This window comes from Streptomyces sp. NPDC059002, from assembly GCF_042740435.1.
Taxonomy (GTDB): Bacteria; Actinomycetota; Actinomycetes; order Streptomycetales; family Streptomycetaceae; genus Streptomyces.
This window is the reverse complement of sequence record NZ_JBHYJI010000028.1, coordinates 46619-60124: the sequence shown is the minus strand read 5'-3', so window position 1 is coordinate 60124 and position 13506 is coordinate 46619. Positions and strand designations below refer to the sequence as shown.

General features: G+C 71.1%; 9 protein-coding genes and 1 tRNA gene. 4 read left to right on the top strand and 6 right to left on the bottom strand.

The annotated features are described in order from the left end of the window. Positions 1 to 65: 65 nt before the first annotated feature. Positions 66 to 138, bottom strand: a tRNA-Asn gene (locus tag ACFWZ2_RS24460). 180 nt (positions 139 to 318) lie between these two features. Between ACFWZ2_RS24460 and ACFWZ2_RS24455 the strand changes: the two genes are divergently transcribed. The 4 genes from ACFWZ2_RS24455 to ACFWZ2_RS24440 all read left to right on the top strand — a co-directional run bounded on the left by ACFWZ2_RS24455 (position 319) and on the right by ACFWZ2_RS24440 (position 5997). Next, the gene (locus ACFWZ2_RS24455) at positions 319 to 621 is read left to right on the top strand and encodes a YtxH domain-containing protein (protein ID WP_384548999.1); all 303 of its coding nucleotides are present in this window, start codon (positions 319 to 321) and stop codon (positions 619 to 621) included. Between the two features lie 88 nt (positions 622 to 709). Continuing rightward, positions 710 to 2137 carry an FGGY-family carbohydrate kinase gene (locus ACFWZ2_RS24450; RefSeq protein ID WP_384548997.1) on the top strand — a complete coding sequence of 476 codons (1428 nt, stop codon included), beginning with the start codon at positions 710 to 712 and terminating at the stop codon, positions 2135 to 2137. A gap of 210 nt (positions 2138 to 2347) precedes the next feature. Then, positions 2348 to 4081 carry an ABC transporter ATP-binding protein gene (locus ACFWZ2_RS24445; protein WP_384548995.1) on the top strand — a complete coding sequence of 578 codons (1734 nt, stop codon included), beginning with the start codon at positions 2348 to 2350 and terminating at the stop codon, positions 4079 to 4081. Further along, positions 4081 to 5997: an ABC transporter ATP-binding protein gene (locus tag ACFWZ2_RS24440; RefSeq protein ID WP_384548993.1), complete on the top strand. Its 1917-nt coding sequence runs from the start codon at positions 4081 to 4083 to the stop codon at positions 5995 to 5997. The genes ACFWZ2_RS24445 and ACFWZ2_RS24440 overlap by 1 nt, the downstream gene beginning before the upstream one ends. A gap of 87 nt (positions 5998 to 6084) precedes the next feature. On the opposite strand, the gene ACFWZ2_RS24435 is transcribed toward ACFWZ2_RS24440, so the two are convergent. The 5 genes from ACFWZ2_RS24435 to ACFWZ2_RS24415 form a co-directional block, all read right to left on the bottom strand. After that, the gene (locus ACFWZ2_RS24435) at positions 6085 to 7386 is read right to left on the bottom strand and encodes an RNA polymerase sigma factor (protein WP_384548990.1); all 1302 of its coding nucleotides are present in this window, start codon (positions 7384 to 7386) and stop codon (positions 6085 to 6087) included. A gap of 245 nt (positions 7387 to 7631) precedes the next feature. Further along, positions 7632 to 9533: a DNA primase gene (gene dnaG / locus ACFWZ2_RS24430; RefSeq protein WP_384548988.1), complete on the bottom strand. Its 1902-nt coding sequence runs from the start codon at positions 9531 to 9533 to the stop codon at positions 7632 to 7634. Positions 9534 to 9576: 43 nt separating this feature from the next. Further along, complete coding sequence (locus ACFWZ2_RS24425; RefSeq protein ID WP_384548987.1) at positions 9577 to 10839, bottom strand: NAD(P)/FAD-dependent oxidoreductase; 1263 nt, start codon at positions 10837 to 10839, stop codon at positions 9577 to 9579. Between the two features lie 135 nt (positions 10840 to 10974). Next, complete coding sequence (locus tag ACFWZ2_RS24420) at positions 10975 to 12294, bottom strand: deoxyguanosinetriphosphate triphosphohydrolase (RefSeq protein WP_384548985.1); 1320 nt, start codon at positions 12292 to 12294, stop codon at positions 10975 to 10977. 47 nt (positions 12295 to 12341) lie between these two features. Next, the gene (locus ACFWZ2_RS24415; RefSeq protein WP_384548983.1) at positions 12342 to 13235 is read right to left on the bottom strand and encodes a sirohydrochlorin chelatase; all 894 of its coding nucleotides are present in this window, start codon (positions 13233 to 13235) and stop codon (positions 12342 to 12344) included. Between the last annotated feature and the right edge of the window lie 271 nt (positions 13236 to 13506).

Sequence of the window (13506 nt, the reverse complement as noted above, 5' to 3'; positions counted from 1 at the left end):
ACTCGAACCAGTAACCTGCCGGTTAACAGCCGGCTGCTCTGCCAATTGAGCTACAGGAGACCGAGCTCCCCCGACTGGACTCGAACCAGTAACCTGCCGGTTAACAGCCGGCTGCTCTGCCAATTGAGCTACAGGGGATCGTCTCGTCGCATCGAACGCACCTACCTGGGAACTCTCCAGGCGGCGGGCGCTCGCTGCGACACATACATTAGCGCAAGCAGGGGGGTGCTCCGCCAATCGGTATCCCTCGGCGATCACCAGCCGATCAACAGACGAGCGACAGACGAGCGACGCCGACGCAAGGAAAGGGTGGCAGCCATGCGCTACCGGCTCACATTCGTCGCGGGACTGGCTCTTGGGTACGTACTCGGGACCCGGGCCGGACGCGAACGGTACGAGCAGCTGAAGAAGTCAGCGCGGGAGATCTCCCAGAACCCGGCCGTGCGCAACACCGTCGAGTCCGCGACGCAGCAGGGCCGCGAGGTGGCGGGCAAGGCCTTCCACTCGGTGTCCGACAAGGTCGGGGAGAAGATGCCCGACTCGGTGGCCGACCGCGTGCGGTCGCTCCGGCAGCGCGGGCAGGGCGACGCGGAGGACGACTGGGGCACGAGCAACACCTGAGCGGCAGCACCTGAGCGGCAGCGCTCGGCGATCACGGGCTGGGAACACAGGTACGGGACACGTCTCGCGGTGCGGCAGAATTCCAGGCATGGGGATAGTCGCAGGGCTGGACAGTTCGCCCGATTTCACGCGCATTGTGGTCTGTGACACGGACACCGGCGCCGTACTCAAGCAGGGCTATGCCCCGCATCCGCTGGAGAGCACGGAGGGCGGCGGCCGTCCTGTGGACGTCGATCCGCAGGCCTGGCTGCTCTCCCTCGGCGAGGCGGCGGGCGGCGGGCTCCTCGAGGGCGTGCAGGCCATCGGCGTCTCCGCCCAGCAGAACGCGCTCGTGCCGCTCGACCAGCACGGCAACACCGTGCGGCCCGCGCTCGTCGGCAACGACCGGCGGGCGCAGGTCGCCGCCGTCGATCTGGTCGACGGGCTCGGCAGCCGCGAGGCCTGGGCGCAGGCCGTGGGCTGTGTCCCGCAGGCGGGCCTGCCCGTGACGAAGCTGCGCTGGCTCGCCAGGACCGAACCGGAGGCGGCGCAGCGCGTGGCCGCGCTCATGCAGGCCCCCGACTGGCTGGTGTGGCAGCTGCTCGGCAGGCCCGCGCGGCGCACCACCGACCGCGGCGGGGCCTCCGGCACCGGCTACTGGTCGGCGGCGACCGGCACGTACCGCCCCGATCTCGTCGAACTCGCCCTCGGGCACCAGGCGATGCTGCCCGAGGTGATCGGCCCCGCGGAGGCCGCGGGGACCACGCCCGAGGGGCTGCTGATATCGGCGGGCACCGGCGAGACGATGGCGGCGGCCTTCGGGCTCGGGGTGCAGCAGGGCGACGCCGTGGTGTCGCTCGGGGCGTCCGGGTCCGTGATGGCCGTGCACCACGAGGCGCTGGCCGACGCGGGCGGGATGATCACGTCGCTCGCGGACGCCACCGGGATGCATCTGCCGGTGGTCCACACGCTCAACGCCGTCCGTGTGCTGCGCGGGACGGCCGAGATGCTCGGGGCCGCGGACCTGGAGGAGCTGTCCGCGCTCGCGATGAAGTCGACCCCCGGCGCGCACGGACTCGTGCTCCTGCCCTACCTGGAGGGCGAGAAGACGCCGAACCTGCCGCATGCCGCGGGCACGCTGACCGGACTTCGGCGCGAGTCGATGAAGCCCGAGCATCTGGCGCGGGCCGCCTTCGAGGGCATGCTCTGCGGGCTCGGTGACGCGCTCGACGTGCTGCGCGGGCGGGGCGTGGAGGTCCGGCGGGTGTTCCTGCTCGGCGCGGCCGCCGAGCTGCCTGCCGTGCAGGCCGTGGCGCCGATGCTGTTCGGCACGCAGGTCGTGGTGCCGCAGCCCGCCGACTACGCGGCGATCGGTGCCGCGCGGCAGGCCGCGTGGGCGCTGACCGGGCAGCTGCCACTCTGGCAGGGGGCCGCGGCGCAGGTCTTCGAGCCGGGCGAGGAGCTCGCGGTGGGGCAGGCGGTGCGCCAGCAGTACGCGACGGTGCGGGAGCAGGCGCATCCGGGGGCCTTCGCCTGACGTCTCGTACGGCTCATGGGGCTCCGTACGTCTCGTGAGCACGTCTCGTACCGCCGTTTCTTGATCCTTAAGTGAGCCCACTTCTTGACCCGGGCTGAATTTTGACCGGGTCATGGGTTAATCGGTTGCACGTCGGCGGGGCGGGTGTCGGAGTATGGGGGGCGACCTCGCCCTACGTACCGACACCCGCCACTCCTCGAGAGACCGAGCGTGCTCATACGACTCCTGCGGACGCACCTGCGCCCGTACAAGAAACCCATCGCCTTGGTGGTGCTGCTGCAGTTCCTGCAGACGTGCGCCGCGCTCTATCTGCCCACCCTGAACGCCGACATCATCGACAACGGTGTCGTCGAGGGAGACACGGGCTACATCCTCAGCTTCGGCGGCATCATGATCGCCGTCACCATCGTGCAGATGCTCTGCAACATCGGCGCCGTCTTCTACGGTGCGCGGACCGCCTCGGCCCTCGGGCGCGACGTGCGGGCCGCCGTCTTCGACCGTGTGCAGTCCTTCTCCGCGCGCGAGGTGGGCCAGTTCGGGGCCCCCTCGCTGATCACGCGGACCACCAATGACGTCCAGCAGGTGCAGACGCTGGTCCTGATGTCGTTCACGCTGATGGTGTCCGCGCCCATCATGTGCGTCGGCGGCATCGTGATGGCGCTCGGCCAGGACGTGCCGCTCTCCGCGGTCCTCGTCGCCGTCGTGCCCGTCCTCGGCATCAGCGTCAGCCTGATCGTGCGGCGCCTGCGGCCGCTGTTCCGCACCATGCAGGAGCGGCTCGACACGGTGAACCGGGTCCTGCGCGAGCAGATCACCGGCAACCGCGTCATCCGCGCCTTCGTCCGCGACGACTACGAGAAGCAGCGGTTCCGGAACGCCAACTCCGATCTGACCGACGTCTCGCTCGGCACCGGCAAGCTGCTCGCGCTGATGTTCCCGATCGTCATGACCGTCGTGAACATCTCCTCGATCGCGGTGGTCTGGTTCGGCGCGCACCGGATCGACAGCGGCGGGATGCAGATCGGCGCGCTGACCGCGTTCCTCGCCTATCTGATGCAGATCGTGATGTCCGTGATGATGGCCACCTTCATGTTCATGATGGTGCCGCGCGCGGAGGTCTGTGCCGAGCGCATCGAGGAGGTCCTGGACACCGCGAGCAGCGTGGTGCCCCCGGCCGCCCCGGTGCGCGAACTCCGCAGCCACGGCCACCTGGAGATCAGGAGTGCGGGCTTCCGCTACCCCGGTGCCGAGGAGCCCGTGCTCAAGGCCATCGAACTGGTCGCACGGCCCGGCGAGACGACCGCCGTGATCGGGTCGACCGGCAGCGGCAAGTCGACGCTGCTCAGCCTCGTGCCGCGGCTGATCGACGCGACCGAGGGCGAGGTCCTGGTCGGCGGCGTGGACGTCGCCACCGTCGAGCCCGCGCTGCTCGCGCGGACCGTGAGCCTGGTCCCGCAGAAGCCGTACCTCTTCGCCGGCACCGTCGCCACCAACCTGCGGTACGGCAACCCCGACGCCACCGACGAGGAGCTCTGGCACGCGCTCGACGTCGCCCAGGCCAAGAGCTTCGTGGAGGGCCTCGAAGAGGGTCTCGACGCGCCGATCGCCCAGGGCGGCACGAATGTCTCCGGCGGGCAGCGCCAGCGTCTGTCCATCGCGCGCACCCTCGTACAGCGCCCCGAGATCTATCTCTTCGACGACTCGTTCTCCGCGCTCGACTACGCCACGGACGCGGCCCTGCGCGCCGCGCTCGGCCGCGAGACCGCCGAGGCGACCGTCGTCATCGTCGCCCAGCGCGTCTCCACCATCCGGGACGCGGACCGCATCGTGGTCCTCGACGAGGGCCGGGTCGTGGGCACCGGGCGCCATCACGAGCTGATGGAGAGCAATGAGACCTACCGGGAGATCGTGCTCTCCCAGCTGACGGAAGCGGAGGCCGCGTAATGGCTCACGGCGGACCGATGATGGGCCCCGATTCCCGGTCGATGGACTTCAAGAACTCCGGCAAGCGGCTGCTCGCGCAGTTCAAGCCGGAGCGCGCCACGATGTACGGGATGCTGACGGCCGGTGTCCTGAGCGTCGCGCTCTCCGTGGTGGGCCCCAAGATCCTGGGCCGGGCGACCGACCTGCTCTTCGCGGGCATCGTCGGCCGTGACATGCCGAAGGACCTCTCGAAAGAGCAGGCCATCGAGGGCATGCGCGACAGGGGCGACGGCGGCATGGCCGACATGCTCTCCGGTGTCGACTTCACGCCGGGCAAGGGCATCGACTTCGGCGCGGTCGGCGAGGTCCTGCTGCTCGCGCTCTGCACCTTCCTGGTGGCGGGCCTGCTGATGGCCGTGGCGACCCGGCTCTCGAACCGCGCGATCAACAAGACCGTGTTCCGCATGCGCGGCGACGTACAGGCGAAGCTGTCGCGGCTTCCGCTGTCGTACTTCGACAAGCGGCAGCGCGGCGAGGTGCTGAGCCGGGCCACGAACGACCTCGACAACATCAACCAGACGCTGACGCAGACGATGGGCCAGCTCATCAACTCGCTGCTGACGATCATCGGCGTCCTGGTGATGATGTTCTGGGTGTCGCCGCTGCTCGCCCTGGTGGCGCTGGTCACCGTGCCGCTGTCGTTCTTCGTGGCGACGAAGGTCGGCAAGCGGTCGCAGCCGCAGTTCGTGCAGCAGTGGAAGACCACCGGCAAGCTGAACGCCCACGTCGAGGAGATGTACACCGGGCACACCCTGGTGAAGGTGTTCGGGCGGCAGGAGGAGTCGGCGAAGGCGTTCGCCGAGCAGAACGAGCAGCTGTACGAGGCCGGGTTCAAGGCCCAGTTCAACAGCGGCATCATGCAGCCGCTGATGTTCTTCATCTCGAACCTGAACTATGTCCTCGTGGCCGTGGTGGGTGGTCTGCGGGTGGCCTCCGGGTCGCTGTCGATCGGTGACGTGCAGGCGTTCATCCAGTACTCGCGGCAGTTCTCGATGCCGCTCACGCAGGTCGCGTCCATGGCGAACCTCGTGCAGTCGGGCGTCGCCTCCGCCGAGCGGGTCTTCGAGATCCTCGACGCCGAGGAGCAGGACGCCGACCCGGTGCCCGGCGAGCGCCCCGACCGGCTGCTCGGGCGGGTCGAGATGGAGCACGTGTCCTTCCGCTACGAGAAGGACAAGCCGCTCATCGAGGACCTCTCGCTCGTCGTGGAGCCCGGTCACACGGTCGCCATCGTCGGCCCCACCGGCGCGGGCAAGACCACGCTCGTGAACCTGCTCATGCGGTTCTACGACGTGACGGGCGGGCGCATCACCCTGGACGGGGTCGACGTCGACGCCATGTCGCGCGACGAACTGCGGTCCGGGATCGGCATGGTGCTCCAGGACACCTGGCTGTTCGGCGGCACCATCGCGGAGAACATCGCGTACGGCGCGACGAAGGACGTCACCCGCGAGGAGATCGAGGAGGCGGCGCGCGCCGCCCACGCCGACCGCTTCGTACGGACGCTCCCCGACGGGTACGACACCGTGATCGACGACGACGGGACGGGGGTCAGCGCGGGCGAGAAGCAGCTCATCACCATCGCGCGGGCGTTCCTCTCCGACCCGGTGATCCTGGTGCTCGACGAGGCGACGAGTTCCGTCGACACACGCACGGAAGTGCTGATCCAGAAGGCGATGGCGAGACTCGCGCATGGGCGTACCAGCTTTGTCATCGCGCACCGGCTGTCCACGATTCGTGACGCGGACACCATCCTGGTGATGGAGAACGGTGCCATTGTCGAGCAGGGCACGCATGACGCACTGCTGGCTGCGGACGGGGCGTATGCGCGGTTGTACGCCGCGCAGTTCGCGCAGGCCGTGGCTGAAGTCGACTAGCGCCGTGGGGGTGTTGGGGAGCTGCGTGTGCCGGGCTCTTGTGGCTGAGCGCGCAGTTCCCCGCGCCCCTTACGGGGCGCTCCCCCTTCAGTCCAAGTAGCCCCTCAGTTGGTCCGCGAACGCGTGGTCCCTGAGTTTGTTGAGGGTCTTGGATTCGATCTGGCGGATGCGTTCGCGGGTCACGCCGAAGATGCGGCCGATCTCCTCCAGCGTGCGGGGCCTGCCGTCGGCGAGGCCGTAGCGGAGCTGGACGACCTTGCGTTCGCGTTCGCCGAGGGTGGAGAGGACCGCTTCCAGGTGTTCGCGGAGCAGCAGAAATGCCGCTGATTCCACGGGACTTGTCGCGTCGCCGTCCTCGATGAGGTCGCCGAGGGCGACGTCGTCCTCCTCGCCGACGGGTGCGTGCAGCGAGACCGGCTCCTGGGCCAGGCGCAGGACTTCGCTGACGCGCTCGTGCGGCAGGTCCAGATGGGCCGCGACCTCCTCGGGCGTGGGTTCGTACCCGCGCTCCTGGAGCATGCGGCGCTGGACGCGTACGACGCGGTTGATGAGCTCGACGACGTGCACGGGCACGCGGATGGTGCGGGCCTGGTCGGCGAGGGCGCGGGACATGGCCTGGCGGATCCACCAGGTCGCGTACGTCGAGAACTTGTAGCCGCGGGCGTAGTCGAACTTCTCCACCGCCCTGATCAGGCCCAGGTTTCCCTCCTGGACGAGGTCGAGCATGGTGAGCCCGCGGCCCACGTAGCGCTTGGCGACGGAGACGACGAGGCGGAGGTTCGCCTCGATGAGGCGGCGCTTGGCCATCCGGCCCCTGACGACCAGTTTGTCGAGGTCCAGGGCGAGTTGGGAGTCCAGGTCGGGGGTGTTGCTCAGCTTCTCCTCGGCGAAGAGGCCCGCCTCCACGCCACGGGCGAGCTCCACCTCCTCCGCCGCGGTGAGCAGGGGTATCCGCCCGATCTCGCGCAGGTACTGGCGGAACAGGTCGGACGAGGGACCGCCGGTGTCGGTACGGCCGCGGGGGGCCGGCAGCTCGATGGTCTCGGGCTCGAGGGCCTCCGGGGCGTCCGGCGGACCCTGCGCTTCGGCCGCTTCCGGGGCCGGGGCCTCCTGCACCTCCGCGGCCTCCGCGGCCTCCGGGTGCCGGGTGGCCCGGCTCTGCGGTGGGACTGCCTCCAGGGCGTCCGCATCCGCGCGCGCGGCGGTGTCGGTCTGGGTGAGGGTCTGGGTCTGCACGGGGGCGACCTCCAGGGTGATCGCTGCTGAGGCGTGCGGCAACGGGAGAGGGACGACGGCCTCGCCGCTGTCCGTCCCGGACACGATGTGTGGAACCGCGGGGATGTCGGACCCGCTGTCTGCGGGCCGGCCGCGCTCCGAGGACTCAGGCACCGGAACCCAGTGTGGGGCACGACACACGGCCGCCACGAGGGGCGTGCGGTGACTTTTTGAGTCCGGTCCGTGACCGCACGATTACCCGACGGGTAACCCTTGGCCCGAGCGTCACGCCTCAGAGGGCGTCGGAGCCTCTTTCGCGCGCGTCCTGGCGGGGCGCCTGAAGCAGCGAAGACGTCTCGCCCGGCCACCACGGCATGCGCCGCTGCGCGGCAGAGCGCGCCGACGGCGGCGCGGACGGCTCAGTAGAGCGCGTCCGCCCCTCGCCCCTGCAGATCCCTGTCGTACTTCTGAAGCACCAGCAACTCATTCTGAACGGCGGCCACTTGAGCCGGGTCCGCACCCTGCCCGAGGCGGGCCAGGGAGCCCTGGATCTCAGTGATCCGGCGGACCACGGCACGCCTGCGCACCTCAACCAGCTGCTGCCCCGCGTACACCTCGTCGACGGTCTTGCGCAGGATCGCCTCGACGGCCAGCTCGGTGACCATGCGGCGCACCGTGTCGTCCGGCGCGGCGTCCAGCACGCGCGCGAGGTAGGCCTGCGGTTCCTCGATGCCCGCCTCGGCGCCGCCCGCCTCCTCCACGCACTGGCGCACGGCTGCGTAGGGCGGGGCGGTGAACTCGTCCACGCCGTACGCGTCGAAGGCCGGGGAGACCAACTGCGGGTGCTGCAGCGCCAGTTTGAGCAGCTCGCGCTCGGTGCGGTGGGCGGGGCTGCGCAGGGTGAGCGCGGGGCCGCTGGGTGCGGGCGGGCCTTCCGCGTACGCCTGCGGGGGCCTGCTCTGCTGCGGGGCCGGGCCCCTGCCGCCGCGGTCGCGGGCCCAACGGGCCAGCTGGGCGACCCGTTTGACCACGAACTGGGTGTCCAGGATGCCGAGCATGCCGGCGAGCTGGACGGCCACCTCGTGCTGCGCGCCGCTGTTCTTGATGCGGGCCACCACGGGCGCCGCCTCGTCCAGGGCAGCGGCGCGGCCCGCGGGGGTCTCCAGGTCGTAGCGCGAGACGATCTGGCGGAGCGCGAACTCGAAGAGCGGCGTGCGGGGTTCGACCAGGTCGGCGACGGCCGCGTCGCCCTTGGCCAGCCGCAGCTCGCAGGGGTCCATGCCGTCGGGCGCGATGGCGATGTACGTCTCGGCGGCGAACTTCTGGTCGTCCTCGAAGGCCCGCAGGGCGGCCTTCTGGCCTGCCGCGTCGCCGTCGAAGGTGAAGATCACCCGCGCCGAGCCGTTGTCCATCAGGAGGCGGCGCAGGATCTTGATGTGGTCGCCGCCGAAGGCCGTGCCACAGGTCGCGATGGCGGTGGGGACACCGGCGAGGTGGCAGGCCATGACGTCGGTGTAGCCCTCGACGACGACCGCGCGGGAGGTCTTGGCGATCTCCTTCTTGGCCAGGTCGACGCCGTAGAGGACCTGGCCCTTCTTGTAGATCGGGGTCTCGGGGGTGTTCAGGTACTTCGGGCCGTTGTCGTCGTCGCGGAGCTTGCGGGCGCCGAAGCCGACGACCTCGCCGCCGATGTCGCGGATCGGCCACATCAGGCGGCCCCGGAAGCGGTCGATGGGACCGCGGCGGCCCTCCTGGGAGAGGCCGGAGACGGTCAGCTCCTTGTCGCTGAAGCCCTTGCCGCGCAGATAGCGGGTGAGGTGGTCCCAGCCCGCCGGGCTGTAGCCCACGCCGAAGTGCGCGGCCGCCGCCTGGTCGAAGCCGCGCTCGGCGAGGAACTTCCGGCCGATCTCGGCCTCGGCGCTCTCCAGCTGCTCCACATAGAACTGGGCGGCGATCTTGTGGGCCTCGACCAGGCGGATGCGCTCGCCGCGCTGGTGGCTGGGGTTGTACCCGCCCTCTTCGTACCGCAGCGTGATGCCCGCCTTGGCGGCGAGGCGCTCGACCGTCTCCGAGAACGTGAGGTGGTCGATCTTCATCACGAAGGCGATCGTGTCGCCGCCTTCCTGGCAGCCGAAGCAGTGGAAGAGACCCTTGCTCGGGCTGACCTGGAAGGACGGGGACTTCTCGTCGTGGAAGGGGCACAGGCCCTTGAGGTTTCCACCGCCCGCGTTCCGCAGCTGGAGGTAGTCGGAGACCACGGCGTCGATCGGGACCGCGTCCCGAACCGCCTTCACGTCCTCGTCATTGATCCTGCCTGCCACGTACGAATACTACGGCGCGCCTGTGACACTCCTGCCCGGCCCTTCACGCCAGGAGCGACGCCAAGGGGGTGGAGGGGTCCGCGAGAGCGTCGGGATCCGGCCGCCGACCGCTGCGGATCAGCTCCTGAATGGATTCGGTGACGTCCCACACATTCACGTTCATCCCCGCCAGGACCTGCCCGTCGCGCAGCCAGAACGCGATGAACTCGCGCTTGCCGGTGTCGCCGCGGACCACCACCTGGTCGTACGACCCCGGGGGCGCCCAGCCCGAGTACTCCAGGCCCACGTCGTACTGGTCGGAGAAGAAGTAGGGCACGCGGTCGTACGTCACGTCCTGGCCGAGCATCGCGCGGGCCGCGGCGGGGCCGCCGTTCAGGGCGTTCGCCCAGTGCTCCACGCGGAGCCTGCCGCCGTACAGGGGGTGGGCGGTGGCCGCCACGTCACCGGCCGCGTAGATGTCCGGGTCGGAGGTGCGCAGCGAGGCGTCGACCGCGATGCCGCCGCCCTGCGCGCGGTCGGCGATGTCGAGGCCCGCGGACTCGGCGAGGGCCGTGCGGGGGGCGGCGCCGATCGCGGCGAGCACGTCGTGCGCCGGGTGCTCCTCGCCGTCGTCGGTGCGGGCGGCGAGGACCATGCCGTCCTGCCCGGTGATCTCGGTGAGCTTCGCGCCGAAGTGGAAGCGGACGCCGTGCTCGGCGTGCAGGTCGGCGAACATCTGGCCGACCTCGGGGCCGAGGACGGCGTGCAGCGGGGTCTGCTCGGGCTCGACGACGGTGACCTCCGCGCCGTACTCCCTGGCGGCCGCCGCGATCTCCAGGCCGATCCAGCCCGCGCCCGCGATCACCAGATGGCCGTTGTCCCTGCCGAGGGCGGCGAGGACGTGGCGCAGGCGGTCGGCGTGCGCGAGGCGGCGCAGGTGGTGGACGCCCGCGAGGTCCGTGCCGGGGACGTCGAGGCGGCGCGGCTCGGCGCCGGTGACGAGGAGCAGCTTGTCGTAGTGGATCACGGTGCCCTCGCCGAGGCGCACCGCCTTCGCCGCGCGGTCGATCGCGACGACGGTCTGGCCGAGGTGCAGTTCGATGTCCGCCTGCGCGTACCACCCCGGTTCGTGGACGAAGACGCTGTCGCGGTCCTCCTTGCCCAGGAGGTAGCCCTTCGACAGGGGCGGGCGCTCATAGGGGTGGTCGCGCTCGTCACCGATGAGGATCACCCGGCCGGTGAAGCCCTCGGAGCGGAGTGTCTCGGCCGCCTTCGCACCGGCCAGACCTCCTCCGACAATGACGAACGTCTGATCCGCGTCGACCACTTGATGCCTCCTCATAACCGAACCGCCACAGGGAGCGTCCCGCACAGAGCGTGATGGGGGAAGGGGGCGTGGCCCCAACTGGCCACATTTCGTCACGCCCTGTGGTCACTCCATGGTCATTTACCGCCGTACTTCCTACCGTCTCGCCATCAACCGGGTGTGCAGGGCGCGGGCCGCCGCGTCCGTGAGTGAGGCGATCTGGTCCACGACCACGCGCTGGGCCGCACGGTCGTCGGCCGCCGCGTCGTACAGCGCGCGGAACTGCGGGTCGAGGCCGTCGGGCGCGCGCGCCGTGAGCGCCGCGGCCAGCTCGGCGACGACGATGCGCTGGTCCGCGCGCAGCCGCTCCTGGGCGGGGCGCTGCATCACATAGCGGTCGGCGACGGCCTTGAGCACCGCGCACTCGTGCCGCGCCGCGCGAGGGACGACCAGCTCTGCGGCGTACCGCGTGAGGGGGCCCGTGCCGTACCTCGCGCGCGTGGCGGTCTCCGCGGCCAGGCAGAAGCGCCCGATGAGCTGGCTCGTGGCGTCCTTCAACCGGGCCTGGGCGACGGCCGATCCGTCGTAACCGTGCGGCCACCAGTCCTGGTCGAGGAGGCGGTCCAGGGCCTGGGCGAGCTCTTCGGGGTCGGTGTCGTCGGGGACGTAACGCCCGAGCGCCACCGCGTAGATGTCCTGCCGCTCGGGCTCCGCGTGCAGCGCGTTCGGATCGATGTGACCGGCGTGCAGGCCGTCCTCGAAGTCGTGGACCGAGTACGCGACGTCGTCCGACCAGTCCATGATCTGCGCCTCGAAGCAGGTGCGCTGCCCCGGGGCCTCCTTGCGGACCCAGTCGAAGACCGGACGGTCGTCCTCGTAGACCCCGAACTTGGGGGACGCCGGGTCGGTGGGGTGGGCGCCGCGCGGCCAGGGGTACTTGGTGGCGGCGTCCAGGGCGGCACGGGTGAGGTTGAGGCCGACGCTGACGAGCTCGTCGGTGGCCTCGGAGCGGACGAAGCGCTTCGGCTCGATGCGGGTGAGGAGCCTGAGCGACTGGGCGTTGCCCTCGAAACCGCCGCAGTCGGCCGCCACTTCGTTCAGCGCCTGCTCGCCGTTGTGCCCGAAGGGCGGGTGGCCCAGGTCGTGGGAGAGGCAGGCGGTCTCGACCAGATCGGGGTCGCAGCCGAGGGCGGCGCCCAGCTCGCGGCCGACCTGGGCGCACTCCAGGGAGTGCGTGAGGCGCGTCCGCGCACTGGCGTCCCAGGCCTGGCTCCTGGTGCCGGGCGTGACGACCTGGGTCTTTCCCGCGAGACGGCGCAGCGCCGCGGAGTGCAGCACGCGCGCGCGGTCGCGCTGGAAGGCCGTGCGCCCCGGCCTCTTGTCGGGCTCGGTGGCCCATCGCTCGACGGCGGGTTGGTCATAGGCGCCATAGGCGCCGAAGTCGTCGTCCTGCGCGTTCGGTGCTGTGCCTTCCATGCACCGACAGTAGACGCAAGCGGTGACAAAGGAGGATCTGGCCCCGGTCAGACCACGGTCAGGCGGCGCGGTTCGGCCACCGCGGGGGCGGTGCGGGCCAGGTCGTAACGGTGCAGGACGAGGCGGGCGAGCGCCGGGTGCGCGCCGAGCGGGGCCGCGGCGATCCAGGGGGCGTGGGCGGCGGCCTGCGCGGCGAAGCGGCCCGGCGCGGTGAAGTACCCGGCGACGGCGGCCTGCCGCCGTCCTTCGGCGGCCAGGGCGTCGAGTGCCGCGGGCACCGTGCGGGCACAGGCCGCGGTGGGCGCCGCGTAGGCGGGCACGACGGGCACGCCCAGGCGTTCGGCCAGCAGTCCCGCGGCGGTCTCGGTGTCGATGGCCGACTCCGGGTCGCGGGATCCGGCCGCCGCGAGGACCACACCGAGGCGGCGGCGCGCGGCGGCACCGGGCCGTGCGGGCCAGCCCGCCTCGGTGAGCCGCGCCTGCAGCGCGTCCGCGAGCAGCGGGTGCGGGCCGAGCGGGGCCGCGACACGGCAGTCGAGGTGCGGCGCGCGGGCGGCGACCGCGGGGATGTCGCGCTTGACGTGCTGGCCGCGGCCGAGCAGCAGCGGCACGAGGACGGCGGGGCCCGGCCGCAGCGCGGCGAGGGTGTCGCCGAGCAGCGGCTCGTTCAGTTCGATGTGGCCGAGCCGGACGGTGAGCCCGGGGCGCAGCTCGCGGACGCGCTCGGCCAGGGCCGTGACGGTGGCGAGGCCGCGCGGGTCGCGGCTGCCGTGGGCGACCAGGACGAGGGGGGTGCGCGGCGGTTCGGGGCGGCGGCTTCCGTCGAGCGAGACGAGGCGGAGCTGGCTGCCGAGCTGGCTGGTGATCCGGTCCATGAGTTGCGCCGTACTGTCGAGGTGAGTGCTGCCGGACTCGTCGCGAAGAGGGTTCGACGGCGTCATGACCCGAGGATGGCCGGGGCAGATTGCCGGGGCGTTGCGGGTCCGTGACGGCTGTTTTCGCGGGGCTCACCGCGTGGGGCCGGGCGGGGTCAGGGCGGAACCCCGGGGTGTTCTACGGGTCCTTCTCCGGGTTGTTTCGGGGTCGCAGGCCATGTGTTGTGCCGGTGGGGTCGCTTACGGTTGTCGCAGTGATCGGATCGGGGGAGATCCGGTGGGCACGGGGGCGGATCACATGGAACGGACAGGGTGGGCACGGCGGTTGTGGCCGTCG

Bases quoted from the DNA above. Each gene is read 5' to 3' on its own strand.
- ACFWZ2_RS24455 (WP_384548999.1), top strand. From the start codon at position 319: ATGCGCTACCGGCTCACATTCGTCGCGGGACTGGCTCTTGGGTACGTA.
- ACFWZ2_RS24450 (WP_384548997.1), top strand. From the start codon at position 710: ATGGGGATAGTCGCAGGGCTGGACAGTTCGCCCGATTTCACGCGCATT.
- ACFWZ2_RS24440 (WP_384548993.1), top strand. From the start codon at position 4,081: ATGGCTCACGGCGGACCGATGATGGGCCCCGATTCCCGGTCGATGGAC.
- ACFWZ2_RS24420 (WP_384548985.1), bottom strand. From the start codon at position 12,294: ATGGAAGGCACAGCACCGAACGCGCAGGACGACGACTTCGGCGCCTAT.
- ACFWZ2_RS24415 (WP_384548983.1), bottom strand. From the start codon at position 13,235: ATGACGCCGTCGAACCCTCTTCGCGACGAGTCCGGCAGCACTCACCTC.